Here is a 25,588-nt window from a genome sequence, read left to right as displayed (position 1 = left end):
AAAAACGACACATAAAAATGCCATAACCAACCAATGTGGTTAAGCAGACGATGTTCTCAAATGGCTCGCGCTAAGCTATTATTAGCCGCAATTAAACTCTGCACTACCACTTTGGACTAAGAGAAAAACAAAGTTGGCGATACCTACTTTGTTCTAAACTAATGAATACAAACGACAATACCCCAAGCGAACAACGCGGATTCCACGAATTAGCTCTGAATATTTATACTCGTCAAGAGCACAATATTTCACGCAAGCAGATCAGCGACAACGCACTAAAAGTGCTATATCGCCTGAATGGTGCGGGTTTTGACGCATTTCTAGTCGGTGGTGGTGTGCGCGATATCTTATTAGGCTCTCAGCCAAAAGATTTTGATATTGCGACCAACGCAACGCCAGAGCAAATCAAACACCTCTTCAGAAACTGTCGTCTTATCGGTCGCCGTTTCCGCTTGGCACATATCATGTTTGGTCGCGACATCATTGAAGTGGCAACTTTCCGTGGTCACCACCAAGAACCATCGAAGAACGTTTCTGCACAATCGAAAGAAGGCATGCTACTTCGCGATAACGTGTACGGCAGTGTTGATGAAGATGCAGAGCGTCGTGATTTCACAATCAACGCGATGTACTACAACATTGCAGACTACAGCATCCACGATTACGCGGGTGGTGTAGAAGATTTAGAAGATAAACTGATCCGCCTGATTGGCGATCCAGAAACGCGTTACCGCGAAGACCCAGTACGTATGCTACGTGCAATGCGCTTCGCCGCTAAACTGGATTTCGACATCGAAGAAGACACGGCTGACCCGATTGAAGAGTTAGCTCACCTTCTAAGAGATATCCCAGCAGCGCGCCTTTACGAAGAGTCTCTGAAATTACTGCAATCAGGTCACGGTTTAGAAACCTACCACTTGATGCGCGAGTACAATCTATTCCAACAGATGTTCCCAGCGGTAGCGGAGCACTTCACCGAAGATTACGACTCACACACAGAGCAGATGCTTGATTTGGTTCTCGATTCAACCGACCTTCGCATCGAAGATGGTAAGCGAGTAAACCCAGCATTCATGTTCGCAGCGATGCTTTGGTACCCAATGAACAAGCTGGCAGACAAACTTGTCGCTGAACAGGGTATGGCACACTACGATGCGATCATGGAAGCGAGTAACATCATTCTAGATCAGCAAGTAAAGTCTATTGCGATTCCTCGTCGTCACACAGCAACCATTCGCGAAGTTTGGCAACTACAACTTCGACTGCCTCGTCGCAACGGTAAACGCGCTGTTCGTCTAATGGAATTAAACAAATTCCGTGCAGGCTACGATTTCCTAGAAATGCGTGGTGAGATTGAAGGTGGCGAAACCAAAGAGTTAGCAAAATGGTGGGAGCGTTATCAGACTGCAGGTCGTAACATGCGTCAAGCAATGGCTAACGACGTTGCAGCACCATCAAAGTCAGGCCATCGTCGCCGTAAGACTTACCGAAACAAAAAGAGTAAGCAATCAGAATGATAACTGCTTACATTGCGGTCGGCAGCAACCTTGCCGACCCAGTTAGCCAAGCAAATTTGGCTATCGAAACGCTAAAAAGCCTACCGCGATCAACGTTTATTGCGACCTCTCAGCTATATAGTAGCACTCCAATGGGACCGCAAAATCAACCAGACTACATCAACGCGGTAGTCGCTATCCAAACCGAATTAACGCCAATTGAACTGCTTGATTGCACTCAAAAGATCGAACTAGAGCAAGGGCGTGTCCGTAAAGACGAACGTTGGGGACCAAGAACCTTGGATCTCGACATTGTGCTATACGGCAATGAGGTGATCGATTCAGAGCGCTTAATCGTTCCTCATTATGGAATGAAAGAACGAGAGTTTGTACTCTACCCGCTTGCTGAAATCGCACCAAGTTTACAACTCCCTGATGGGACTGAGCTGACAGAACTACTGAAAATAGTAGATAAGAACGGGCTCAATGTTTGGCAACAATAGCCAAGCGCATTAAGGAAAACCAATGAAAAAAGTAACCATTAACGACCTGATCAAATGCAAACGTGAAGGCCGTAAATTTGCGACTTCGACAGCTTATGATGCGAGCTTTGCTCAATTATTCGAAAGCCAAGAAATGCCAGTTCTGCTTGTCGGTGATTCACTGGGTATGGTTTTACAAGGCCATAACGATACATTACCAGTAACCGTTGAAGACATTGCTTACCATACTCGCTCAGTGCGTGCTGGTAGCCCAAATTGTCTTCTTATGGCTGACATGCCTTTCATGAGCTACGCGACGCCAGAACAAGCTTGTGAGAGCGCAGCGACTTTGATGCGTGCTGGTGCGAACATGGTAAAAATCGAAGGCGGAAGCTGGTTGGTTGATACTGTGAAGATGCTAACAGAACGTGCAGTACCAGTATGTGCACACTTAGGCTTGACGCCCCAGTCTGTGAACATTTTTGGTGGTTACAAGATTCAAGGTCGTGACGACGAGCAAGCCGACAAAATGGTTGCTGACGCGTTAGCACTGCAAAACGCAGGCGCTCAAATCGTTCTACTTGAATGTGTGCCAGCTTCATTGGCAAAACGAATTACAGAAGCTTGTGACGTACCGGTTATCGGTATCGGCGCAGGTAATGTTACCGATGGTCAGATCTTGGTTATGCATGACATGTTCGGTATTTCTGCGAACTACATGCCGAAGTTCTCTAAGAACTTCCTAGCAGAAACAGGTGATATGCGTAAGGCAGTAGCTCTATACAAAGAAGAAGTAGAGAGCGCGCGCTTCCCTGATGAAGCTCATACAATCGCTTAGGAGTAAGTATGCAAACTTTTGCTGAAATAGCGGCTCTTCGTGAGCAGATTAAACAGTTTAAGCGTGATGGACGTACGGTTGCTTTTGTACCGACAATGGGAAACCTGCATGAAGGCCACCTGACTCTGGTAAAGAAAGCTCGTGAACTGGCCGACATCGTTGTGGTAAGCATCTTTGTAAACCCAATGCAGTTTGACCGTGCAGACGACCTAAACAACTACCCTCGAACGTTAGAAGCAGATTTAAGCAAACTAACAGGTGAAGGGGTTGAGCTAGTATTTACACCAACGCCAGAGGTGATGTACCCAGATGGATTAGACAAGCAGACGTTTGTTGAGGTCCCTGGCATATCTCACATGCTTGAAGGTGCCTCTCGTCCAGGTCACTTCCGTGGTGTATCAACCATTGTCACTAAACTGTTTAATATCGTTCAGCCAGACTTTGCATGCTTCGGCGAGAAAGACTTTCAGCAACTTGCTGTTATTCGCCAGATGACCACTGATTTAGCATTAGACATTGAAGTTGTCGGCGTTGCGACCGTTCGTGAAATGGATGGTTTGGCAATGAGCTCTCGCAATAGCAACCTAACGATTGACGAGCGCCAACGAGCGCCCGTTTTAGCGCGTACTATGCGCTGGATCAGCAGCGCTATTCGTGGTGGTCGCGATGATTACGCATCAGTGATTGAAGATGCTACTGACCAGCTACGCGCTGCAGATCTTCAACCTGACGAAATCTTCATTTGTGATGCTAAAACTCTGCAAGCGATCACTTCAGAATCAACTCAAGCAGTGATTCTAATGTCGGCTTTCCTAGGTAAGACGCGTCTTATCGATAACCAAGTTCTCGATTTGGTAACGGAAACCAAAGAAGAAGTGAAAGAAGAAACGACTGAATAGTCGGCTTCTGCTCTTAACGCAAAACAAAAAAAGGTCGATGTTATATCGACCTTTTTCTTTACCTGTTACTTAGATGAACCAAAGGTTAGCTACGTAAGCCAATACCCTTTGTCACTAGGTAGTGTGCAATGCCATACAACAGCACGATAAACACACCTAGTACGCCAAACGACGTCACGATCCCCACATCAGACACACCCAAGAAGCCATATCTGAACGCGTTAACCATGTACACGATAGGGTTCAACTTCGATACACCTTGCCAGAATTCAGGCAATAGACTGATCGAGTAGAACACACCACCAAGGTACGTCAGCGGCGTTAAGATAAAGGTTGGGATAATAGAGATATCATCAAACGTGCGTGCGAATACCGCGTTAATCAAGCCACCCAAAGCGAATACTACCGACGTTAAAAATACCGTCGCAATAATCACGCCCCAATGGTCAACTTGTAAGTCTACAAAGAACAACGACACGAAGGTTACTATGGTACCCACTAACAAGCCACGAACCACACCACCCATTACGAAGCCGGCGATAATCACGTAGTTAGGAACAGGCGCTACAAGCAGCTCTTCAATGTTCTTCTGGAACTTGGCACTAAAGAACGATGAAGCAACGTTGGAATATGAGTTGGTGATCACCGACATCATGATCAGACCGGGAACAATGTATTCCATGTAGCTAAAGCCGTTCATTTCACCAATACGCGCACCAATCAGGTTACCGAAGATGATGAAGTAAAGCGTCATGGTAATCGCTGGCGGCACCAGAGTCTGCACCCAGATACGAGTAAAGCGATTGATCTCTTTGGTCAACAAACTGCAGAAAGCGGTCCAATATAGGCTGTACATATTATTTACTCCCCTCACGGACGATACTCACAAATAGCTCTTCTAGACGGTTTGCTTTGTTACGCATAGAGAGGACTTTAACCTGTTGCTCGCTCAATTGAGCAAAGATGGTATTCAAACCTAGGTTCTTGTCGATTTCGATTTCTAGCGAACCATTGACCATCACTTGGCTATTCACGCCTTCAAGCTTAGGTTCAGTCGTGCCCTCTTCCAGATCCAGAATAAAGGTCTCAGCACTCAATTTACCCAACAGCGCTTTCATTGTTGTGTTCTCAATCAGCTCACCGCGATTGATGATACCAATGTTGCGACACAGCATTTCTGCTTCTTCTAGGTAGTGCGTGGTCAAGATAATGGTAATGCCCTGCTTCTCATTGATCTCTTTTAGGAATTCCCACATTGAACGACGTAGTTCAATATCAACGCCTGCTGTCGGTTCATCAAGGATCAACAAATGAGGTTCATGCATCAATGCACGCGCGATCATCAAACGACGCTTCATACCACCAGACAAGTTACGCGCGCGTTCGCCACGCTTTTCCCACAGATCGAGTTGAGATAGGTACTTTTTCGCTCGCTCTTTCGCTAATGCTTTTGGCACGCCGTAATAACCCGCTTGTTGCAGCACGATCTGTTCAACGGTTTCAAACGGGTTAAAGTTAAACTCTTGAGGCACAAGGCCTAAGTTCTGCTTCGCCAATTCCAGATCGGTATCAATGTCGTAGCCGAACACTTTAACCTTGCCTGACGTTTTATTTACCAGTGAAGAGATAACACCAATGGTGGTTGATTTACCCGCACCATTGGGACCAAGTAGTGCGTAAAAGTCGCCTTTTTCTACTTGTAAACTAACGCCCTTAAGAGCCTCGAAGCCCCCAGCATAAGTTTTTCTTAATTGCTCAATTTCTAATGCATACATAGAGATAGACTGCCATTTGCTATAGATAAGATGTAGACGGCCGAGCTTGAGGAAGAGAGTAATGCTTAAAACGAACTAGCTGAAAGCTAACCCAAGATTTGTTTACTCGGCCATTTTGCGAACAAGTTTATCGTTGATTGACGATGAATACAAATATCGTGTGAGAGTTTCTTTCGAAAACAAATAAGCGTCTTGGCTACGTGAAGACTAAATCAACGTTCAATAAATATAAAAATGCCGCTAAGTGATTCACTTAACGGCATTAATGATCAGTCTTGAAGTGAGCGTCTATGGCTTATTCATATCAGCTTATTACTGAAAAATTAAACTGACTCAAATTGATGCTCATCTCTGTCGACATAGCTTGTTGCTGCCGTCAGGGCTTCATATCTGAATCGATAAGTGTTGGATTCAGGTACTAGGTCAATCACGTGGAACTTCTCTAGTTGTTGACGAGTATTCTCATTAGGACACAGCAGATACACCTCACACTGCGCATCCAATGCATCTTTAATCGCATTCTCTAGCGCTAGGCCAACAGTGACATCAATCATAGGTACATCTGTCAGGTCTAGAATCATCGCTTCATAGTCAGAGATACTTGAGTGCTGACGTGAAATCGCCTTTGAAACGCTGAATATCATCGGCCCTGATAGGTAGAAGAATAGCACCTTACCATTGGCACTATCGAGTAACTGACGTTCGCTATCAGTCAATGGCATATCGTCTTCATCATCACCATCACTGATCGCCTTAACTTGTCTGGCTTGCTCTCGGCTTAATCTTTCAATAATCAGAATATTCGAGATAAACACACCCAGTCCAACGGCAATAATCAAGTCAACAAACACAGTCAATAGCATCACGCCGTACATCACGCCCATGCCGGCATAGCTAACCTTGTGCGCGCGCTGGATAAAGCTCCAATCTAGGATATTGAAACCAACATACATCGCGATACCAGCCAGCACTGCCATAGGAATCGGTTCTGTTAAACCACCTGCAACCAATACCACGAGCGCAAGTACTAAAGCTCGAATAACACCTGAAAGCGGAGAACGCGCTCCCACCTGAATATTGGTTACAGTCCCCATAGTGGCACCCGCGCCAGGTAGTGCACCAAACAGGCCAGAGATCATATTGGCAATGCCTTGGCCACGAAGCTCTTTGTCTGAGTCATGCTCTTTACGAGTCAATGAATCTCCGATAACCGCGGTCAAAAGCGTATCAATACAACCTAATGTACCAAGCACCAAGGCATCGATAACCATAGTAGTAAACTGTTCAGCGCTGATCGTAGGGATAACGAGGGAAGGTAAACCAGCTGGGATTTCACCAATACGGCGAATAGAGTCGGTATCAAAAATCATGACGGACAAGAGCGTTACAGCCACTAACGCGACCAGTTGAGCAGGCACATACTTACGATACTTAGCGGGGAAGCCAAAAAGAATACCGAGTGTCAGAGCACCTAGAAATAGCTCACTCACTTTTAAGTTTGCTAGCGTATCAGGTAAAGCAGAGAGCGTGCCCATTACACCACCGGATGGAGCGGCATGCCCTAACAATGGAGACAGCTGCAAGATAATCAGAATAACGCCAATGCCCGACATGAATCCGGAGATCACGCTATATGGCATCAAAGTGACGTATTTTCCTAGCTTTAACGTACCAAGTAATATCTGGAATGCACCGGCCATCATCACGACAGTAAAGGTCATTGCCATACCCGTTTCAGGATATTTAGCAACCATACTCGTCATTACGGCAGTCATGATCACCGTCATCGGGCCGGTAGGTTCAGAAATCAAACTACTCGAACCGCCAAACAATGCTGCAAATAGGCCAACCATAATGGCGCCCCACAAGCCAGCTTCAGCTCCCGCGCCAGAAGCAACACCAAATGCCAATGCTAAAGGTAACGAGATGATGGCTGTAGTTACACCGCCAAACATATCCCCTTTGAGATTGATATCCGTAAAACGACTTCCAAACAAAACACACCTTCCTGATGATGAAATGACAAACCTTATAACTTTAGCAAATGTATCAAGTGTTCAGAAAGTGTTAATTCAATCACATTATTCATGTCTTATAACCGGATTATTGATAGTGGGCTAAGTTTATGATTTTCCGTACTAGAACACGTCAGATGAGTACATTTTGACGCAGTTTTTACGAGATTGAATTTGTAACATTGTGTATAGTTAAGCATCTTAATTGAGGGATGTAAGAAGCAAGATGCCAGAAATAAAACAGCTTTTTGAAAACAACTCTAAATGGTCAGAAGAAATTCGATCTCAACGACCTGAGTATTTTACAACGCTTGAAGAGGGTCAAAGCCCTGGTTTTCTATGGATTGGCTGCTCAGATAGCCGTGTTCCGGCCGAGCGTCTCACTGGTTTGTACTCTGGCGAACTGTTTGTTCACCGAAATGTGGCAAACCAAGTGGTTCATACCGATCTAAACTGCCTCTCAGTGGTACAGTACGCCGTCGATGTACTCAAAGTTAAACACATCATTGTCTGCGGTCACTATGGCTGTGGCGGTGTTAACGCGGCGATTGATAACCCTAAACTTGGTCTTATCAACAACTGGTTACTGCACATCCGTGACAATTACCTAAAATACCGTAAGCAAATCGAGGGGCTTCCTCGTGAGCAATGGGGTGACAAGTTGTGCGAAATTAACGTCGCAGAACAGGTTTATAACCTAGGCAACTCAACCATTATGCAAAATGCGTGGGAGCGTGGCCAAGACGTTGAAATCCATGGTGTGGTTTATGGTATTGGCGATGGCAAGCTGCAGGACCTTGGCGTACGTTGCTCAAGTAACGATACTTTAGAGAACAGTCACTTAGATGCATTAAACAAGATCTTAACGACGCCTCTTCTTAGTCAACAAAGCTAACCCATTCCGTCATATATACAAAAAGCCCGCATCAAGCGGGCTTTTTAATGACTTCTAAACCACAAGCGTAATGATTACTCTTGAGGTACTACCTTACCGATGTACGGTAGGTGACGATATTTTTGTGCGTAGTCGATACCAACACCAACAACAAACTCGTCTGGGATCTCAAAACCAATCCATTTTGTATCGACAGTCACTTCACGGCGAGAAGGCTTGTCTAATAGCGTACAAATTTCGATAGACTTAGGACCACGTAGGCTCAGAATCTCTTTTACTTTAGTCAGCGTGTTACCTGTATCGATAATATCCTCTACAAGTAGAACGTCTTTACCTTGGATGTCGTCATCTAGGTCTTTCAAAATACGAACATCACGTGAGCTTTCCATGCTGTTGCCGTAGCTAGACGCAGTCATGAAATCAACTTGGTGAGTTAAATCGATAGCACGAGCAAGATCCGCCATAAAGACAAACGATCCACGTAATAAGCCAACTAAAACCAGATCTTCACTGCCTTGGTAGTGTTCCGTGATCTGTTTGCCTAGTTCGTTCACTCGATCCTGAACTTCTTGCTCAGAGATCATGACTTCAACTGTATGCTTCATACTGCTCTCATTCTATTTGGTGATTGCGACGAATGTTGACAGTTTCGTCAGTTGTGTCGCTCAATTTTGTGCGTAAGTCTAGCACTGCTCAAATACCCACACCACCTTATGGTTCGAATTTACTGTCAGATTCTCCACGAAATGTGCGCTGGTGCCTTATCCAATACTCGTCTCCTTTCACATCAATGTGGATCACGCTTTATGTATCAAGTTTGATGTAACTGTCTATAAAACAAGCTGAAAGGATTGACCATTCGCATATGCACCATTACACTCATCTTAGCTTAAATAATAATAAAATCATTAATATAAAAATTTCGTTGGCAAGGAAAATAAAATGGACTCAATATCTAAGAGACCTAGAACTAGGCTTTCACCTTTAAAAAGAAAACTTCAATTGATGGAAATCGCTCTTGAGGTATTCTCTCGCCGCGGCATCGGTCGTGGTGGACACGCTGATATTGCAGACATCGCTCAGGTGTCTGTCGCAACGGTATTTAACTACTTCCCAACCCGTGAAGATCTGGTTGATGAAGTACTAAATCACGTTGTACGCCAATTCTCTAACTTCCTTTCAGACAATATCGATCTGGATATTCACGCAAAACAAAACCTACATAATATTGCGACTGAAATGGTGACGTTAGTGGCTCAAGATAGCCATTGGTTAAATGTATGGTTCGAATGGAGCGCTTCGACTCGTGATGAAATATGGCCGCTATTCGTAACCACCAACCGCACTAACCAAATGTTAGTACAAAACATGTTTAGCAAAGCGATTGAACGCGGCGACGTCTGTGACGATCACGACCCTAAACATCTAGCGAATCTATTCCACGGCATTTGCTACTCGCTATTCATCCAAGCGAAACGTGTAGAAACGCCAGAAGAGCTTTCAAGCTTAACGGATAGCTATTTGAACATGCTGTGCATTTATAAGTAGATTCGAGATTCGAGATTCGAGTAAATAATTTAAGGGTTGGCCTAATGGGCCAACCCTTTTTTGTAGAATGGAATGTCTCTTCGCATCCCGAAGCGCAGCGTACTCGCATCTCGGAGTGAAACGTTCCTGCTCTTTTCTTCAGACATAAAAAAACCGCTGACGAATCAGCGGCTTTTAAAAACATTAGCGAGTGGCTAAAGAAGGATTACTTTTTCTTTTTCACTGCTTTCTTATTTGGAAGGTCAGTGATTGAACCTTCGAATACTTCCGCAGCTAGACCAACAGACTCGTGTAGAGTTGGGTGAGCGTGGATAGTAAGAGCGATATCTTCTGCATCACAACCCATTTCGATTGCTAGGCCGATTTCGCCAAGAAGTTCACCACCGTTAGTACCAACAACAGCACCACCGATTACGCGATGAGTATCTTTATCGAAGATCATCTTAGTCACGCCGTCTGCACAGTCAGAAGCGATTGCACGACCAGAAGCAGCCCAAGGGAAAGTAGCAACTTCGTAATTGATGCCTTCAGCTTTCGCTTCTTTCTCAGTCTTACCTACCCAAGCAACTTCTGGCTCAGTGTACGCAATTGATGGGATTACTTTAGGGTCGAAGTAGTGCTTCTTACCAGAGATAACTTCAGCAGCTACGTGACCTTCATGCACACCTTTGTGAGCAAGCATTGGTTGACCAACAACGTCACCGATCGCGTGGATGTGAGGAACGTTAGTACGCATTTGCTTATCAACATTGATGAAGCCACGCTCATCAACTTCGATACCCGCTTTTTCAGCGTCGATAAGTGCACCGTTTGGAACACGACCGATAGCAACAAGAACAGCATCGTAGCGCTCAGCTTCAGCTGGTGCTTTTTTGCCTTCCATTGAAACGTAGATACCGTCTTCTTTCGCTTCAACAGCAGTCACTTTAGTTTCAAGCATTAGCTTGAACTTGTTCTTAATGCGCTTAGTGAAAACTTTAACGATGTCTTTATCCGCAGCAGGGATAACTTGATCGAACATCTCTACAACTTCAACTTTAGAACCTAGAGAGTGGTAAACCGTACCCATCTCAAGACCAATGATACCGCCGCCCATGATAAGCAGTTTTTCAGGTACTTCGTTTAGTTCTAGTGCATCCGTAGAATCCCAAATACGTGGGTCTTCATGTGGGATGAAAGGAAGTTTGATTGGGCGAGAACCCGCAGCAATGATTGCGTTGTCGAAGTTAACAGTTGTTGCTTCGCCTTCGCCTTCAACAAGAATGCTGTTAGGACCAGTGAACTTACCGAAACCGTTAACAACAGTAACGTTACGCATCTTAGCCATACCGCCAAGACCGCCAGTTAGTTGATCAACTACTTTTTCTTTCCAGATACGGATCTTGTTGATGTCCGTTTGTGGCTCGCCGAATACAACGCCGTGCTCTGCCATCGCTTTAGCTTCTTCAATTACTTTAGAAACGTGAAGAAGTGCTTTTGATGGAATACAACCAACGTTTAGACATACACCACCAAGAGTGCTGTAACGTTCAACTAGTACTGTTTCTAGACCTAAATCCGCACAACGGAATGCCGCTGAGTAACCAGCAGGACCTGAACCAAGTACAACAACTTGGGCTTTAATTTCTTTGCTCATTGTGACCTCTTGTAGTCATTATCCCTAACAGGCTGAGTAGATGTTCTTAAAATTATTGGGCTTTCAAACAGGAAACATTTTACAGAGATGTTAACAGTGTGAAAGTAGCTTTAAGTTAGCCTGTGAGCTAGACAACAATTCCCTATCAGATTATGAGAAATGCAGGAAACTGTTCTCTAAAAATAGTCTTTATATAAAGAATTAAGGTGACCCGAAAGTCACCTTAATAATTACTTTCTCAATTACAGTACTAGACGACGAATGTCAGATAGTGCGCTGTTTAGGAAAGTAATGAAGCGTGCACCTTCAGCACCATCGATCACACGGTGATCGTATGATAGAGACAGTGGAAGCTGTAGACGTGGTTGGAACTCTTTACCATTCCAAACTGGCTTAATTTCAGACTTAGATACACCTAGGATACCTACTTCTGGAGCATTTACGATTGGAGTAAATGCAGTACCGCCAATACCACCAAGGCTAGAGATTGTGAAACAACCGCCTTGCATGTCTGCCGCTGTTAGCTTACCAGAACGTGCTTTCTTAGAAACAGCCATTAGCTCTTCAGATAGCTCGTAAATGCCTTTCTTGTTCACGTCTTTGAAAACAGGAACAACTAGACCGTTTGGTGTATCAACAGCGATACCCACGTTTACGTACTTCTTAAGAATGATGCTTTCGCCATCTTCAGAAAGAGAAGAGTTAAACGCTGGGAATGCTTCTAGCGCTTTAGCAACAGCTTTCATGATGAACACAAGTGGAGTGATCTTCATGCCAGTGTCTTTCTTCGCTTCGATTGCGTTCTGTTCTTTACGGAATGCTTCTAGCTCAGTGATGTCTGCGTTATCCCACTGTGTAACGTGAGGGATCATTACCCAGTTACGGTGCAGGTTAGCGCCAGAGATCTTCTTAATCTTAGAAAGCTTCTGAACTTCAGTTTCACCGAACTTGCTGAAGTCAACTTTTGGCCATGGTAGTAGACCAAGAGCAGAACCGTCGCCGCCTTTGCCAGATGCAGCTGCACCAGACTCAAGACGCTTAAGTGCATCTTTAACGTAAGACTGAACGTCTTCTTTAAGGATACGGCTCTTACGACCAGTACCTTTAACCTTAGAAAGGTTAACGCCAAATTCGCGAGCTAGACGACGAACTACTGGAGAAGCGTGTGCGTAGTCACCGTTCTCTTGGAAGTCGCCAGCTGCTGGAGCTACTGCTTCTGCTTTAGGAGCAGGTGCTGCTGCCGGAGCTGCTGCTTGTGCTGGAGCTGAAGCTGCTACTGGAGCTGCGCCTTCAACCGGAGTGCCGGCCACGACGAAAGTCATGATTAGAGAGCCAGTTGACACTTTGTCGCCAGCTGCAATCTTGATTTCTTTTACTGTACCAGCGAATGGCGCAGGCACTTCCATTGAAGCTTTGTCGCCTTCAACAGTAATTAGAGATTGCTCTTCTTCTACTGTATCGCCAACCGCTACCATGATTTCAGTAACTTCTACTTCGTCGCCACCGATATCAGGAACGTTTACTTCTTTTTCAGCTGATGCTGCTGGAGCCGCTGCAACTGGTGCCGCCGCTGGAGCAGGAGCTGCTGCAACTGGAGCGCCAGAGCCCGCTACTTCACCTGTTTCTACAGAGAAAATCATTACTAGAGAACCAGTCGATACTGAGTCACCAGAAGCGATCTTGATTTCTTTAACGATACCAGCGAATGGTGCAGGAACTTCCATTGAAGCCTTGTCACCTTCAACAGTAAGAAGAGATTGCTCTTCTTCTACTGCGTCACCGATAGCAACCATGATTTCAGTTACTTCAACTTCATCACCGCCGATGTCAGGAACGTGAACTTCTTTAAGCTCAGCTGCCGCTGCAGGAGCAGCTGCAACTGGTGCCGCCGCTTCAACTGCTGGAGCAGCCGGTGCTGCTGCAGCACCTTCAGCTTCGAAGATCATGATAAGAGAACCAGTAGAAACAGAATCGCCTTCCGCTACTTTGATTTCTTTAACGATACCCGCTTGAGACGCAGGAACTTCCATTGAAGCTTTGTCGCCTTCAACAGTGATCAGTGACTGCTCTTCTTCAACCTTGTCGCCAACGTTTACAAGAATCTCAGTTACTTCAACCTCGTCAGCACCGATGTCTGGTACATTAATTTCGATTGTCATTGTATTTACCTACCTTAATGCCAGTCTTATGCGTATTGCGGGTTAGTTTTTTCAGTGTCGATATCGAATTTAGCAATTGCTTCAACAACTACAGATTTCTCGATGTCACCACGTTTAGCCAGTTCAGTTAGAGCTGCAACTACGATGTAGCCAGCGTTAACTTCGAAGTGACGACGTAGGTTTGCACGGCTGTCAGAGCGGCCGAAACCATCTGTACCAAGTACTTTGTAAGACTCAGTTGGCATGTACGCACGTACTTGCTCAGCGTAGTTCTTCATGTAGTCAGTCACTGCGATTGCAGGTTCTTTACCAAGAACAGTCGTGATGTACGGTACTTTCTCTTCAGCTTCTGGGTGAAGCATGTTGTCACGCTCTATCGCTTGGCCGTCACGAGTTAGTTCGTTGAACGACGTTACAGAGAATACGTCAGATGCTACGCCGTACTCTTCGCTTAGAATTTCAGCAGCTTTACGCGCTTCGTTCATGATAGTACCAGAGCTCATTAGTTGAACTTTGCCCTTAGCACCAGCGTGAGATTCAAGCTTGTAGATACCTTTACGGATGCCTTCTTCAGCGCCTTCTGGCATTGCTGGCATTGCGTAGTTCTCGTTCATTACTGTTAGGTAGTAGTAAACGTTCTCTTGCTCAGGTCCGTACATGCGACGGATACCGTCTTGCATGATTACCGCTAGCTCGTAAGCAAACGTTGGGTCATAAGAGATACAGTTCGGGATAGTGTTCGCTTGAATGTGCGAGTGACCATCTTCGTGCTGTAGACCTTCACCGTTCAGTGTTGTACGACCTGCAGTAGCACCTAGTAGGAAGCCACGAGCTTGTTGGTCGCCTGCTAGCCATGCCATGTCACCAATACGTTGGAAACCGAACATTGAGTAGTAGATGTAGAACGGGATCATCGGTAGATCGTTTGTGCTGTATGAAGTTGCAGCAGCAACCCATGAAGCCATAGAACCTAGTTCGTTGATACCTTCTTGAAGAACTTGACCAGACGTTGCTTCTTTGTAGTAAGAAACGATGCCTTTATCTTCAGGTGTGTATTCTTGACCGTGTGGGTTGTAGATACCAACCTGACGGAATAGACCTTCCATACCGAATGTACGAGCTTCATCACAGATGATAGGAACGATGTTCTTACCAATGTTCTTATCTTTAAGAAGGATGTTTAGCGTACGTACATAAGCCATAGTTGTAGAGATATCACGCTTCTGTTCACCTAGTAGAGGTGCGAATGCGTCTAGCTCAGGAACCTTGAACTCTTGAGTAAACTTAGGAAGACGTGCTGGTGTGTAACCGTGTAGAGAGTTACGACGAGCGTGCATGTATTCGTACTCAGGCGTACCTTCTTCCAATTTCAGGTAAGGAAGTTCAGCGATCTTCTCATCTGAAAGGATGTCTTCTAGGCCTAGGCGATCACGTAGGTGTTGAACATGAGTCATGTCCATTTTCTTAACACCGTGTGCAATGTTCTTACCTTCAGCTGCATCACCCATGCCGTAACCTTTAACAGTCTTAGCTAGGATTACAGTTGGCTTACCGTTTGTCTCTTTAGCATTGTTGAATGCAGCAAACAGTTTAGAAGAATCGTGACCACCACGCTTAAGAGCGAAGATTTCGTCATCAGTCATGTCTGCAACTAGTGCAGCTGTTTCTGGGTACTTACCAAAGAAGTGCTCACGTACGTATGCGCCATCTTTAGATTTGAATGTTTGGTAGTCACCATCGATAGTTTCGTTCATTAGTTGAAGAAGCTTACCAGTAGTGTCTTTAGCTAGTAGAGAATCCCAGTTGCTACCCCAGATAACTTTAACAACGTTCCAACCTGCACCTTTGAATAGGCCTTCAAGTTCTTGGATGATGCTACCGTTACCCATTACAGGGCCGTCTAGACGCTGTAGGTTACAGTTGATTAGGAAACATAGGTTGTCTAGCTTCTCACGCGCAGCGAAAGAGATAGCACCACGTGATTCTGGCTCATCCATCTCACCGTCACCTAGGAACGCGTATACGCGTTGCGCTGAAGTTTCTTTCAGGCCACGGCCGTCAAGGTACTTAAGGAAGCGCGCTTGGTAGATAGCAGAGATAGGGCCAAGACCCATAGATACTGTCGGGAACTGCCAGAACTCAGGCATCAGTTTCGGGTGCGGGTAAGAAGGGATACCTTTACCATCAACTTCTTGACGGAAGTTATCTAGCTGTTCTTCAGTTAGACGACCTTCAACGAATGCACGAGAGTAGATACCTGGAGAGATGTGACCTTGGTAGTAAACTAGATCGCCACCGTCCGTCTCATTTGGAGCACGGAAGAAGTGGTTGAAACATACTTCGTAGAACGCTGCAGCTGACTGGTAAGAAGCCATGTGACCACCAAGGTCTAGGTCTTTCTTAGAAGCACGCAATACAATCATGATTGCGTTCCAGCGAATAATCGAACGAATACGACGCTCAAGAGTTACGTCACCAGGGTAAGCTGGCTCTTGTGCTGCTGGAATTGTGTTGATGTAGTTTGTGTTGATGCCTGTAGCCATATCAACACCATCTAAACGCGCTTTATCTAGAACTTGTTCTAGTAAAAACTGTGCACGTTCTACACCTTCTTCACGTACTACTGACTCAAGAGCTTCTAACCAATCTTGAGTTTCCAGAGCATCAACGTCATGCTTCATGTCAGACATGGCGATCTATCCTTTTTGTTAGTTGGATTCTACTAAACACGTAAATAGCCGAAGTATTACGGCTATTTACCCTGTTGAATTCGACGTAAAGAACGTTCGCGGCGCGACTCTTCTTTGGTCAAATCCATCAATGTTTCTTCGATGTAAGCTAAATGAGAGTGTGACATTTCACGTGCCTGTTCTGGCTGTCCTGAAACGATCGCATCCACAATGTTAGCTCGATGTATACTCACTTTCTCCACAACGTCTTTACGACGATGCAACAGCTTTAAATTCTCTAAGACGTTTTGTTCGAGTAACGGAGCCAAGCTACGAACAATGTGCAATAACACCACATTGTGCGCTGCCTCTGTTAAAGCAATAAGAAAAGCCATCACCGCTGCAGATTCGGCTTCAATATCACCCTTTTCTTGCGCGCCGTGAATTTTTTCTTGGCAGGCTTGAATTCGAGCAAAGTCTTCATCAGTGCCACGCAATGCCGCGAAGTAAGCCGAAATCCCTTCCATCGCATGACGCGATTCCAACAAGTCTAGTTGGGTTTCAGAATGGGACGACAACAAATTAAGCAAAGGATCTGAAAAGCTTTTCCAGATATTTTCGCTAACAAACGTACCTCCACCTTGACGGCGAGTAAGCAAGCGTTTTGCTTCTAAACGTTGTATCGCTTCTCGGATCGAAGGACGAGACACATCGAACTGTTTCGCCAGTTCGCGCTCAGGCGGCAGCTGCTGCCCTGGAGCCAGTGTTCCTTCCACTATCAACCTTTCTAACTCTTGTTCGATAACATCGGAGAGTTTTGGCTGACGAATCCTTTGATAAGCCATAGTTTGTTGTTCTTCTTTTTCTTCGCTGACAATTGGTAATACCAATTTTAAGTTGGGCAGAAATTAACATAATTAAAACGCCACTGTCCAGCCTAAAATTGACCTGCATCATAGAATACAGCGTGAATTAACCATGATTTAACAAATGAAATTTAAAACAGCAACCAAATTGGTCTTACCATTTACAGGGGTAATACTTTTGGGGAGTGTTCGTGCTAGAAAGTTTCAGGATAAAAATGAATTGTTTCAGAAAGATTAGTATCACTCGTTTAAAAATCGAACCAAGCGCACATTTAGGGTGGAAATTCTGTTCATAAGTTTTAATAAATGAGTGTTTGATAAGCTCGTCACACTCTCGATTTATTGATGCTCCCCGTCCGACCACTTCCTTTACAAAAGCACAACAAAAATTCACAAACAATTATGCTCATCGTTGATTATCTAGAGCCCTTCAATGAGCAGAGTCTTGTTGTGAATTCGGATTTAGAAACTCAGTTGGCCTTGATATTTCTTCCAATCAAAAACCAAACCGGGGTCAGTCTTTCGTAGCGGAGCGATGTATTGATGGCCAGTGATACGCTGACGCGTAATCTGCGGGAAGTTCGACACCAATGTCTCCGTTAATTGAGCCAAAGATTGGTATTGCTGCTCGGTATAAGCAACAAAGTCACTGCCTTCCAGTTCAATGCCAATAGAGTAATCATTGCACCTTTCACGCCCTGCAAAACTCGACTGGCCAGCATGCCAAGCTCGGTCTAAGAAAGAAACGAACTGCACCACTTCCCCATCGCGACGAATCAAACAGTGCGCCGACACGCCCATTTGGTGAATCACCTTAAAAAACGGGTGTTCCTTCGGGTCGAGTTTGCCCGTAAAAAACAGTTCTATGTAAGGTCCACCAAATTGACCCGGAGGCAAGCTAATGTTGTGAACCACCAGCAGAGAGATATCGTCGGCACTCGGTCGAGCATCAAAATACGGAGAAGGAACATGCCGAGCGTAGTCGTACCATCCGTTGGAGCTGATCGTCATCTTGGTCTCACTTTCTTTTCTGCTAGCACAATAAGATGTGACCTTGCCCATAGAGCAGTCGCGCTAGCCTCTTTAATTTGAAGTTAAGCAAGAGTATCATTCCATTCCCACTCCCTTTCAAGATTAGATTTGCGATGAAAAACACACATAACAGCCACCAACGCCTTGACTACTTAAAAGAGCAACTGCCTCTAGAGATCACTCGTGCAGTAGCCGAGACTATCAAAGAAGATCTAGGTGGAACGTTAGATCCAGCGGCTGATATTACGGCAAGTCTAATCCCTGCAGACGCAATCAACAGTGCAACCATCATTACCCGTGAGCACGGCGTGTTCTGTGGTAAAGCTTGGGCTGATGAAGTGTTTAAGCAACTGGGCGGTGAAGTGACTATCGAGTGGAATGTAGAAGATGGCGACAAGGTTGAACCAAACCAAACACTTTGTACCTTAACAGGTCCAGCACGCGCGCTATTAACGGGTGAGCGCAACGCAATGAACTTCATTCAAACGCTATCTGGTTGTGCGACTACTACGGCTATCTATGCAGACAAAATCAAACACACAGAGTGCCGCTTGTTAGATACTCGTAAAACGATTCCTGGCCTGCGCAGCGCACTAAAATACGCAGTCGCTTGTGGCGGCGGTTTCAACCACCGTATTGGGGTTTTCGATGCTTACCTAATCAAAGAAAACCACATCATCGCTTGTGGTGGCATTGAGAAGGCTATCTCTACAGCAAAAGAGCTAAACCCGGGTAAGCCTGTAGAAGTGGAAACTGAGAGCCTAGAAGAGCTAGAGCAAGCGATCAGCGCTGGCGCAGACATCATCATGCTAGATAACTTCACCACAGACATGATGCGCGAAGCTGTGAAAATCAACGCAGGACGTGCAGCACTAGAAAACTCTGGCAACGTGACTCTAGATACCATTGCTGAGTTCGCTGAAACGGGTGTTGATTACATCTCGGTAGGCGCATTAACTAAGCACCTAAAAGCAATGGACCTATCAATGAGATTCAAAGCGTAATTGACTGAATAATAAATAATTTCCGTAAAGGCACTGTTGATAACGGTGCCTTTTTATTGCCTGAATTATCAGTATTTCAAGCAGTTATTTAAGCTGATCGCATAAATTTGCGCGCTATATGAAACACCACACTAATAAATACAAAACCACTCGCGACCACACCTGAATCTCATTCCACTTCCCTATTCCGACTTCTATTCTGTCAATCAACCAGTGCCTGCACTGAAATAAACTAAACAATGGAATAGAACAATGAATAACAAAAGTAAAAGAACAAATCAGAAAGGCTTTACGCTGATTGAATTGATGATTGTAGTGGCGATTATTGGGATCTTATCGGCGTTTGCTGTTCCTGCTTATCAAGATTACACGAAAAAAGCGACTCTATCCGAATTTCCGAAAGCAGCCGCTGCTGTAAAAATGGCTGTTGAATTATGTGCACATGAAAGTGCTTCGGATGGTGATACATTTAAAACAAATTGTGTAAGTACTACCGACAATATTCCCGCAGCATTTGACCTTAACAGTATGAACATATTAGCTATTGGAGGCACCAGTTCAGGAGCTGTAGATGTAAGAGTCAAAGCGACTGCAATCAAAGGGCCTATTGCTGCAAATGAAACTTACGTAATGACAGCAACGTATACTACAAATGGCATCACGTGGGAGAGTAAGTGTTATACAGACGCAGCATTGAACAATCAACAAAAGACCTACTGCCCATAATGTTAACCAACCTCCCAACCGTTCTCCGTCAGGCTGGCTTACTTAGCCTGACTCAGGAACAAGCTGTTGCGGAACATGTGGAAGCTTCAGGTATATCTACACCTGAAGCTTTACTCGCTCTGAATTTCTTCAGCAGCGATTCCTTAGCAAACAACATTAAAACCATCTTCGGCTTACCGTTAGTACGATTAGCCAATACTGACTACGAATCCCTGTGTGAACAATTAGGACTTCGTGAACTGATTACTAAGTATCGTGCTATTCCAATTTCAGTTTCTAGCTCAACTCTCACACTCGCCTCGGCTGATCCGACCGACTTACAGGCTGAAGATGACTTTCGATTCGCAACCGGATTACAGATTGAATTGGTTGTTGCTAATTACTCTGAATTAGAAGGTGCGATACGCAAGCTGTATGGCCGCTCTATTTCCGGGCAAGATTCTAAGCGTAAAGAGATCACCCAAGATGAGTTAGCTAACCTCGTGAAGGTATCTGACGACGAAATAACGCCGATTGAAGATCTCAGCCAAGATGACTCCCCTGTCAGTCGCTTTATCAATCAGATCTTGGTTGATGCGGTACGTAAAGGCGCATCGGACATCCACTTCGAACCTTATGACGAACACTTCCGTGTGCGCCTGCGTTGTGATGGCATATTGGTTGAAATCCAACAGCCCGCCTCTCATTTAAGCCGTCGTCTGTCAGCTCGCTTAAAGATCCTCGCTAAACTCGATATTGCCGAACGTCGCTTACCTCAAGATGGCCGTATCAAACTGCGTTTAAATGACGAACTGGCAATTGATATGCGCGTATCAACGCTGCCTACATTATGGGGCGAGAAGATCGTACTGCGATTGCTTGATAGCAGTGCGGCCAATCTCGATATCGACAAGCTCGGTTACAGCGAGGCTCAAAAAGCCCTCTACCTCAATGCACTAAAGCGCCCGCAAGGGATGATCTTAATGACCGGGCCAACCGGCAGCGGTAAAACGGTTTCTCTTTATACTGGACTTCGAGTACTCAACACCTCTGAACGCAACATCTCAACAGCTGAAGACCCTGTAGAGATTAACCTGTGTGGTATCAATCAGGTACAGGTGACGCCTAAGATTGGCTTTGGTTTCGCCGAGGCACTACGATCGTTTTTACGACAAGACCCAGACATCGTGATGGTTGGAGAAATCCGAGATTTAGAAACCGCCGAAATCGCGATCAAAGCCTCCCAAACCGGGCATTTAGTACTTTCAACACTGCACACTAACTCAGCCGCAGAAACCGTGACCCGGCTTGCTCATATGGGAATCGAGCCCTTCAACCTTGCTTCGTCTTTGAGCTTGATTATTGCTCAGCGTCTTGCGAGACGCTTGTGTAACCACTGTAAAACCGCAGACGACTCACCAGACATTTATCTGCGCCACTCTATCCCAAACAGCCAAACCATCTACAAAGCCAACTCTCAAGGCTGTAATGAATGTAACCAAGGTTACTCAGGTCGAGTGGGTATCTATGAAGTGATGCCGTTTAGCGATCAACTGAAAAGCAGCCTAATCGACAAACCTAACGCGTTAGCCATTGAAAACTTGGCTCGTCGAGAAGGCATGAGAACTCTGCAAGAGTCAGGGTTAGATAAGTTGCTTGAAGGCACCACCAGCTATCAAGAACTGCAACGTGTTCTGTACATATAAACCAATGGAGCATCAATGAGTAGCAAGTCCAAACAATCACAATTAAAAAGCTATCACTGGAAAGGCATTAACAGCTCAGGCAAAAAAGTGTCTGGGCAGACCTTAGCGCTCACCGAGTTGGAAGTACGAGAAAAGCTCAAAGAACAGCATATTCAGATTAAGAAAATCAAAAAGAAGAGTATTTCAGCCGTCACTCGTTTAACCCATAGAGTCAAAGCCAAAGACATCACTATTTTAACTCGGCAACTGGCTACCATGTTGGCAACTGGTGTGCCGATCGTGCAAGCCATCAAGCTAGTGTCAGACAATCACCGCAAAGCAGAAATGAAATCGATTCTATCGCATATCTGCAAAGGTGTAGAAGCCGGAACGCCAATCTCAAAAGCGATGCGAACTGCAAGCCGCCACTTTGATGACCTATACACTGATTTGGTCGCCACAGGCGAGCTCTCCGGTAACCTAGCACAAGTGTTCGAACGTTTGGCGACCTATAGAGAAAAGAGCGAGCAGTTAAAGTCCAAAGTCGTCAAAGCACTCATCTACCCCGCGATGGTGGTCACCGTTGCACTTACCGTTTCCTACTTAATGCTGACCATGGTCATCCCTGAATTTGAATCGATGTTTTCTGGTTTCGGAGCAGACTTACCTTGGTTCACCCAGCAAGTGCTTTATCTATCCCATTGGATGCAGGCTTATAGTTTCTATAGTGCCATAGGTATTGGTTTATTAATTCTGTCTTTTCAGCACCTGCGTCAGCGATCATACTCGATTCGACTTTCAACCAGTCGCCTTGGCTTACGCTTTCCTATCTTGGGTGCTGTCATCACCAAGGCATCGATTGCAAAGTTCAGCCGAACACTTTCAACCAGTTTCAGTTCTGGAATTCCCATCTTAACCAGCCTTAAAACCACAGCTAAAACCGCAGGCAACCTGCATTATGAATCGGCCATCATTGAGGTTCACCGTGAGACTGCCTCAGGCATGCCGATGTACATTGCAATGCGCAATACCAACGCCTTTCCTGAAATGGTGTTACAGATGGTGATGATCGGTGAAGAGTCAGGAAACCTTGATGATATGCTCAATAAAGTAGCCTCCATTTACGAGTTTGAAGTCGACAACACCGTCGACAATTTAGGCAAGATTCTAGAGCCACTGATCATCGTATTTTTAGGGACAGTTGTTGGCGGGCTTGTGGTTGCGATGTACTTACCGATCTTTAATCTTATGAGTGTGTTAGGATAGTTAAAAGCAACTAAACACCCATGAGCAACAATCTCTGCTCACCTTGATTAAGTGGTAAAGGACACTATGGAAGTATTTCACTACTATCCTTGGCTATTCCCCGTATTAGCTTTCATTTTTAGCCTTCTTATCGGCAGCTTCCTCAACGTAGTCATACACCGTTTGCCAATTATGATGGAACGTGAATGGCAACAAGAGTGCTCGGAATATTTCTCTCAATATAAAATTCCAGCGCCAGAGGGAAAGTTCAACCTCAGCATTCCTCGCTCTACCTGCCCGAAGTGCAAAACCCAATTAAGAATCGTCGACAATATCCCAGTCTTAAGCTGGTTGTTCTTAAAGGGTAAGTGCCATAGCTGTGCTAATCCAATCAGTGCTCGCTACCCTTTGGTCGAACTGCTTACCGCAATACTTTGCACAATGGTTGCTAGCCACTTTGGTTTCAGTTACTACGCCATTGCTTTGATTTTTTTCACCTTCGCACTGATTACCGCGACCTTTATCGATCTCGATACCATGCTGTTACCCGATCAAATCACCTTGCCTTTAGTATGGTCCGGTATCGCTTTAGCATTGTTTAATATCAGCCCAGTATCGCTGCAAGATTCTGTGGTTGGCGCAATGGCTGGCTACCTGGCTCTGTGGTCTGTTTATTGGTTGTTCAAACTACTGACAGGCAAAGAAGGCATGGGTTACGGTGACTTCAAACTCCTGGCTGCGCTTGGCGCATGGCTTGGTTGGCAGCACCTACCGATGATCATCCTTTTATCTTCGCTTGTTGGCCTTGTGTTTGGTTTGATTCAACTTCGCTTGAAACAGCAAGGCATAGATAAAGCCTTTCCATTTGGGCCCTACCTTGCGATTGCGGGTTGGGTAAGCTTGATGTGGGGTAACGACATCATGGGTTGGTATTTCACTTCTGTACTAGGAATTTAACCATGGCAATCATTATCGGATTAAGCGGTGGTATCGCCAGTGGCAAAACTACGGTCGCTAACCTGTTCAATGAGCATTTTAATATAGATATTGTTGATGCTGATATCGTGGCACGTGAAGTGGTTGCGCTGGGCAGTGTCGGCTTAAAACAGATTACAGAACACTTTGGTGAGTCTATCTTGCTTGACGATGGAACACTCAACCGAAGTAGGCTGCGTGAGCTGATCTTCTCAGATCCTAAAGAAAAGCAGTGGCTCAATGATCTTCTTCATCCCATGATCCGCGACAAAATTGACAGTGACCTGTCTAAAGTCACATCCCCTTATGCTTTATTAGTCGCACCGCTATTGGTTGAAAACCAAATGCAAGGCATGGCCGATCGCGTTTTAATCGTTGATGTGCCTACAGAAGTGCAAATAGAACGCACAATGAGTCGTGACAATGTTTCGAAGGAACAGGTTGCCGCAATTTTAAAATCACAAGCTTCAAGAGAACAGCGCTTAGCGGTTGCAGATGACGTGATTAAAAACCATACTAAAAACCAAGAACTTTTGCCTCAAATCACAGATTTACATCAAAAGTATCTGGCAATCAGTACAGTAGATGGGTCAGAATAGAACTATGTTGAATGAAGGTTTGCTTGATGATCACCCATAAATTTGAACATCCTCTAAATGAGAAAACAAGAATCTACTTAAGAGTTGAATCGCTCTTGAGGCAGCTACACTTGTCTTCTACATTTTCCGATGCTCAACAGTATCAACTCTTTTTCCGTTCCATCTTTGATCTGATTGAAATCTTCGAACAGATCCAACTCAAGAGCGAACTCGCAAAAGATATTGAGAAGCAACGTGTAACCTACAAAAGCTGGTTGGATGTTGAAGGTGTCGATCAAGAGATGCTGACATCACTACTTAATGACATTGGTAACATCTATCGTGATCTGATGCAGGCAGAACGTTTTGGCCAATCACTTAAAGAAGACCGCTTCCTGAGTGCGATTCGCCAGCGCTTTAATCTTCCAGGTGGCTCATGCTGCTTTGATTTACCGGCACTGCATTATTGGCTGCACCTTCCTCTTGATAAGAGAATGCGAGATGCTAAAGCTTGGATGGACAGCTTACAGCCTCTGTATGAAGCGCTAACACTGTGGTTGAAGCTCACCAGAGAGACGGGTCACTTCAAAGAGCAAATCGCTCGTGCTGGCTTCTTCCAGAGCGATGCCGATGAAGCGAATATCCTTCGTCTTTCTATTCCGATGCAATACGGTGCCTACCCGATGATCTCCGGTCACAAGAACCGCTTTGCTGTTAAGTTCATGAGCTTTGAAACTGGGCAAGCCTGTACTCAAGACATCGAATTTGAATTGGCAATCTGCACCTAATTAATTTCCTTTTATAGTTTGGCTTGAGTCCTCACTCGAGCCTAAACTCACTATTATTACACCTTCAAATTAAGAATCACTATGTCGAAGAAAATCACCATCGTTAAATGCCCTCAATGTAATGCTGACGTTGAATGGGGCGAACAAAGCCCGCACCGCCCGTTTTGCAGCAAGCAATGTCAGATGATTGATTTCGGTGAATGGGCAGACGAAGAGAACAGCATCGCTGGCGCACCAGATATGTCAGATAGCGATGGTTGGTCGGAAGATCCGCACTAAGCGAGTAGCGAGTAGCGAG

The 25,588-nt window shown here is 45.1% G+C and carries 23 protein-coding genes; 14 read left to right on the top strand and 9 right to left on the bottom strand.

Annotated features, from left to right (window positions below):
- Window positions 1-161: 161 nt before the first annotated feature.
- The 4 genes from pcnB to panC are packed head-to-tail and all read left to right on the top strand — an operon-like array spanning window position 162 to window position 3,715.
- The gene (gene pcnB / locus AB4249_RS13265; RefSeq protein ID WP_017059432.1) at window positions 162-1,517 is read left to right on the top strand and encodes a polynucleotide adenylyltransferase PcnB; all 1,356 of its coding nucleotides are present in this window, start codon (window positions 162-164) and stop codon (window positions 1,515-1,517) included.
- Window positions 1,514-1,999 (top strand): 2-amino-4-hydroxy-6-hydroxymethyldihydropteridine diphosphokinase, encoded by a 486-nt coding sequence (gene folK, locus AB4249_RS13260; protein WP_004735459.1) that lies wholly within the window; start codon window positions 1,514-1,516, stop codon window positions 1,997-1,999. The genes pcnB and folK overlap by 4 nt, the downstream gene beginning before the upstream one ends.
- Window positions 2,000-2,021: 22 nt before the next feature.
- Window positions 2,022-2,816: a 3-methyl-2-oxobutanoate hydroxymethyltransferase gene (panB, locus tag AB4249_RS13255; RefSeq protein ID WP_017059433.1), complete on the top strand. Its 795-nt coding sequence runs from the start codon at window positions 2,022-2,024 to the stop codon at window positions 2,814-2,816.
- An 8-nt stretch (window positions 2,817-2,824) separates the two neighbouring features.
- Window positions 2,825-3,715, top strand: a complete 891-nt coding sequence (panC, locus tag AB4249_RS13250) for a pantoate--beta-alanine ligase (protein WP_017059434.1) — start codon at window positions 2,825-2,827, stop codon at window positions 3,713-3,715.
- A gap of 85 nt (window positions 3,716-3,800) precedes the next feature.
- On the opposite strand, the gene AB4249_RS13245 is transcribed toward panC, so the two are convergent.
- The 3 genes from AB4249_RS13245 to AB4249_RS13235 all read right to left on the bottom strand — a co-directional run bounded on the left by AB4249_RS13245 (window position 3,801) and on the right by AB4249_RS13235 (window position 7,445).
- Window positions 3,801-4,571 (bottom strand): ABC transporter permease, encoded by a 771-nt coding sequence (locus AB4249_RS13245; protein ID WP_010435987.1) that lies wholly within the window; start codon window positions 4,569-4,571, stop codon window positions 3,801-3,803.
- Window position 4,572: 1 nt separating this feature from the next.
- Window positions 4,573-5,490, bottom strand: a complete 918-nt coding sequence (locus AB4249_RS13240; RefSeq protein WP_017059435.1) for an ABC transporter ATP-binding protein — start codon at window positions 5,488-5,490, stop codon at window positions 4,573-4,575.
- Between the two features lie 323 nt (window positions 5,491-5,813).
- Window positions 5,814-7,445 (bottom strand): SulP family inorganic anion transporter, encoded by a 1,632-nt coding sequence (locus tag AB4249_RS13235; RefSeq protein WP_372103638.1) that lies wholly within the window; start codon window positions 7,443-7,445, stop codon window positions 5,814-5,816.
- A 286-nt stretch (window positions 7,446-7,731) separates the two neighbouring features.
- Between AB4249_RS13235 and can the strand changes: the two genes are divergently transcribed.
- Window positions 7,732-8,400 carry a carbonate dehydratase gene (gene can, locus AB4249_RS13230; RefSeq protein WP_017059437.1) on the top strand — a complete coding sequence of 223 codons (669 nt, stop codon included), beginning with the start codon at window positions 7,732-7,734 and terminating at the stop codon, window positions 8,398-8,400.
- 74 nt (window positions 8,401-8,474) lie between these two features.
- On the opposite strand, the gene hpt is transcribed toward can, so the two are convergent.
- Window positions 8,475-9,005: a hypoxanthine phosphoribosyltransferase gene (gene hpt / locus AB4249_RS13225; protein ID WP_102319889.1), complete on the bottom strand. Its 531-nt coding sequence runs from the start codon at window positions 9,003-9,005 to the stop codon at window positions 8,475-8,477.
- Window positions 9,006-9,342: 337 nt separating this feature from the next.
- Here hpt and AB4249_RS13220 point away from each other — a divergent pair, with 337 nt between their 5' ends.
- Window positions 9,343-9,948 carry a LuxR/HapR/OpaR family quorum-sensing transcriptional regulator gene (locus tag AB4249_RS13220; protein WP_372103542.1) on the top strand — a complete coding sequence of 202 codons (606 nt, stop codon included), beginning with the start codon at window positions 9,343-9,345 and terminating at the stop codon, window positions 9,946-9,948.
- Between the two features lie 205 nt (window positions 9,949-10,153).
- On the opposite strand, the gene lpdA is transcribed toward AB4249_RS13220, so the two are convergent.
- The 5 genes from lpdA to ampD all read right to left on the bottom strand — a co-directional run bounded on the left by lpdA (window position 10,154) and on the right by ampD (window position 18,340).
- Window positions 10,154-11,584, bottom strand: a complete 1,431-nt coding sequence (lpdA, locus tag AB4249_RS13215) for a dihydrolipoyl dehydrogenase (protein WP_017059440.1) — start codon at window positions 11,582-11,584, stop codon at window positions 10,154-10,156.
- A gap of 242 nt (window positions 11,585-11,826) precedes the next feature.
- Complete coding sequence (aceF, locus tag AB4249_RS13210; RefSeq protein ID WP_372103539.1) at window positions 11,827-13,743, bottom strand: pyruvate dehydrogenase complex dihydrolipoyllysine-residue acetyltransferase; 1,917 nt, start codon at window positions 13,741-13,743, stop codon at window positions 11,827-11,829.
- 26 nt (window positions 13,744-13,769) lie between these two features.
- Complete coding sequence (gene aceE, locus AB4249_RS13205) at window positions 13,770-16,433, bottom strand: pyruvate dehydrogenase (acetyl-transferring), homodimeric type (RefSeq protein ID WP_372103537.1); 2,664 nt, start codon at window positions 16,431-16,433, stop codon at window positions 13,770-13,772.
- Between the two features lie 62 nt (window positions 16,434-16,495).
- Complete coding sequence (pdhR, locus tag AB4249_RS13200) at window positions 16,496-17,257, bottom strand: pyruvate dehydrogenase complex transcriptional repressor PdhR (RefSeq protein ID WP_136973772.1); 762 nt, start codon at window positions 17,255-17,257, stop codon at window positions 16,496-16,498.
- A 483-nt stretch (window positions 17,258-17,740) separates the two neighbouring features.
- Window positions 17,741-18,340, bottom strand: coding sequence for a 1,6-anhydro-N-acetylmuramyl-L-alanine amidase AmpD (gene ampD, locus AB4249_RS13195; protein ID WP_372103534.1), 600 nt, complete (start codon window positions 18,338-18,340; stop codon window positions 17,741-17,743).
- Between the two features lie 83 nt (window positions 18,341-18,423).
- Between ampD and nadC the strand changes: the two genes are divergently transcribed.
- The 8 genes from nadC (at window position 18,424) to yacG (ending at window position 25,569) form a co-directional block, all read left to right on the top strand.
- A complete protein-coding gene (nadC, locus tag AB4249_RS13190; RefSeq protein ID WP_017065901.1) occupies window positions 18,424-19,314 on the top strand; it encodes a carboxylating nicotinate-nucleotide diphosphorylase in 891 nt (296 codons plus the stop codon).
- A 252-nt stretch (window positions 19,315-19,566) separates the two neighbouring features.
- Window positions 19,567-20,040, top strand: a complete 474-nt coding sequence (locus tag AB4249_RS13185) for a prepilin-type N-terminal cleavage/methylation domain-containing protein (RefSeq protein WP_372103531.1) — start codon at window positions 19,567-19,569, stop codon at window positions 20,038-20,040.
- A complete protein-coding gene (gene pilB / locus AB4249_RS13180; protein WP_372103636.1) occupies window positions 20,040-21,725 on the top strand; it encodes a type IV-A pilus assembly ATPase PilB in 1,686 nt (561 codons plus the stop codon). Before AB4249_RS13185 ends, pilB begins: the two co-directional genes overlap by 1 nt.
- Window positions 21,726-21,740: 15 nt before the next feature.
- Window positions 21,741-22,970 carry a type II secretion system F family protein gene (locus AB4249_RS13175; RefSeq protein ID WP_372103528.1) on the top strand — a complete coding sequence of 410 codons (1,230 nt, stop codon included), beginning with the start codon at window positions 21,741-21,743 and terminating at the stop codon, window positions 22,968-22,970.
- Between the two features lie 66 nt (window positions 22,971-23,036).
- Complete coding sequence (locus AB4249_RS13170) at window positions 23,037-23,906, top strand: A24 family peptidase (RefSeq protein ID WP_017058945.1); 870 nt, start codon at window positions 23,037-23,039, stop codon at window positions 23,904-23,906.
- Between the two features lie 2 nt (window positions 23,907-23,908).
- Window positions 23,909-24,523, top strand: a complete 615-nt coding sequence (gene coaE, locus AB4249_RS13165; protein WP_017068874.1) for a dephospho-CoA kinase — start codon at window positions 23,909-23,911, stop codon at window positions 24,521-24,523.
- A 26-nt stretch (window positions 24,524-24,549) separates the two neighbouring features.
- Window positions 24,550-25,290: a cell division protein ZapD gene (zapD, locus tag AB4249_RS13160; protein ID WP_017063237.1), complete on the top strand. Its 741-nt coding sequence runs from the start codon at window positions 24,550-24,552 to the stop codon at window positions 25,288-25,290.
- Window positions 25,291-25,371: 81 nt separating this feature from the next.
- Entirely contained in the window at window positions 25,372-25,569 is a 198-nt protein-coding gene (gene yacG, locus AB4249_RS13155; protein WP_004735515.1) for a DNA gyrase inhibitor YacG, read from the top strand.
- Window positions 25,570-25,588 lie beyond the last annotated feature (19 nt).

This window comes from Vibrio sp. 10N.261.55.F4 (assembly GCF_041470465.1).
In the GTDB taxonomy this organism is placed as follows: Bacteria; Pseudomonadota; Gammaproteobacteria; order Enterobacterales; family Vibrionaceae; genus Vibrio; species Vibrio crassostreae_C.
The sequence above is the reverse complement of the archived record's forward strand: the minus strand, read 5'-3'. Positions and strand labels throughout refer to the sequence as shown.

What these genes read in the sequence shown, in the direction of transcription:
- pcnB (WP_017059432.1), top strand. Translation starts at nt 162, where the DNA reads ATGAATACAAACGACAATACCCCAAGCGAACAACGCGGATTCCACGAA.
- folK (WP_004735459.1), top strand. Translation starts at nt 1,514, where the DNA reads ATGATAACTGCTTACATTGCGGTCGGCAGCAACCTTGCCGACCCAGTT.
- panB (WP_017059433.1), top strand. Translation starts at nt 2,022, where the DNA reads ATGAAAAAAGTAACCATTAACGACCTGATCAAATGCAAACGTGAAGGC.
- panC (WP_017059434.1), top strand. Translation starts at nt 2,825, where the DNA reads ATGCAAACTTTTGCTGAAATAGCGGCTCTTCGTGAGCAGATTAAACAG.
- AB4249_RS13245 (WP_010435987.1), bottom strand. Translation starts at nt 4,571, where the DNA reads ATGTACAGCCTATATTGGACCGCTTTCTGCAGTTTGTTGACCAAAGAG.
- AB4249_RS13240 (WP_017059435.1), bottom strand. Translation starts at nt 5,490, where the DNA reads ATGTATGCATTAGAAATTGAGCAATTAAGAAAAACTTATGCTGGGGGC.
- AB4249_RS13235 (WP_372103638.1), bottom strand. Translation starts at nt 7,445, where the DNA reads ATGTTTGGCGGTGTAACTACAGCCATCATCTCGTTACCTTTAGCATTG.
- can (WP_017059437.1), top strand. Translation starts at nt 7,732, where the DNA reads ATGCCAGAAATAAAACAGCTTTTTGAAAACAACTCTAAATGGTCAGAA.
- hpt (WP_102319889.1), bottom strand. Translation starts at nt 9,005, where the DNA reads ATGAAGCATACAGTTGAAGTCATGATCTCTGAGCAAGAAGTTCAGGAT.
- AB4249_RS13220 (WP_372103542.1), top strand. Translation starts at nt 9,343, where the DNA reads ATGGACTCAATATCTAAGAGACCTAGAACTAGGCTTTCACCTTTAAAA.
- lpdA (WP_017059440.1), bottom strand. Translation starts at nt 11,584, where the DNA reads ATGAGCAAAGAAATTAAAGCCCAAGTTGTTGTACTTGGTTCAGGTCCT.
- aceF (WP_372103539.1), bottom strand. Translation starts at nt 13,743, where the DNA reads ATGACAATCGAAATTAATGTACCAGACATCGGTGCTGACGAGGTTGAA.
- aceE (WP_372103537.1), bottom strand. Translation starts at nt 16,433, where the DNA reads ATGTCTGACATGAAGCATGACGTTGATGCTCTGGAAACTCAAGATTGG.
- pdhR (WP_136973772.1), bottom strand. Translation starts at nt 17,257, where the DNA reads ATGGCTTATCAAAGGATTCGTCAGCCAAAACTCTCCGATGTTATCGAA.
- ampD (WP_372103534.1), bottom strand. Translation starts at nt 18,340, where the DNA reads ATGGGCAAGGTCACATCTTATTGTGCTAGCAGAAAAGAAAGTGAGACC.
- nadC (WP_017065901.1), top strand. Translation starts at nt 18,424, where the DNA reads ATGAAAAACACACATAACAGCCACCAACGCCTTGACTACTTAAAAGAG.
- AB4249_RS13185 (WP_372103531.1), top strand. Translation starts at nt 19,567, where the DNA reads ATGAATAACAAAAGTAAAAGAACAAATCAGAAAGGCTTTACGCTGATT.
- pilB (WP_372103636.1), top strand. Translation starts at nt 20,040, where the DNA reads ATGTTAACCAACCTCCCAACCGTTCTCCGTCAGGCTGGCTTACTTAGC.
- AB4249_RS13175 (WP_372103528.1), top strand. Translation starts at nt 21,741, where the DNA reads ATGAGTAGCAAGTCCAAACAATCACAATTAAAAAGCTATCACTGGAAA.
- AB4249_RS13170 (WP_017058945.1), top strand. Translation starts at nt 23,037, where the DNA reads ATGGAAGTATTTCACTACTATCCTTGGCTATTCCCCGTATTAGCTTTC.
- coaE (WP_017068874.1), top strand. Translation starts at nt 23,909, where the DNA reads ATGGCAATCATTATCGGATTAAGCGGTGGTATCGCCAGTGGCAAAACT.
- zapD (WP_017063237.1), top strand. Translation starts at nt 24,550, where the DNA reads ATGATCACCCATAAATTTGAACATCCTCTAAATGAGAAAACAAGAATC.
- yacG (WP_004735515.1), top strand. Translation starts at nt 25,372, where the DNA reads ATGTCGAAGAAAATCACCATCGTTAAATGCCCTCAATGTAATGCTGAC.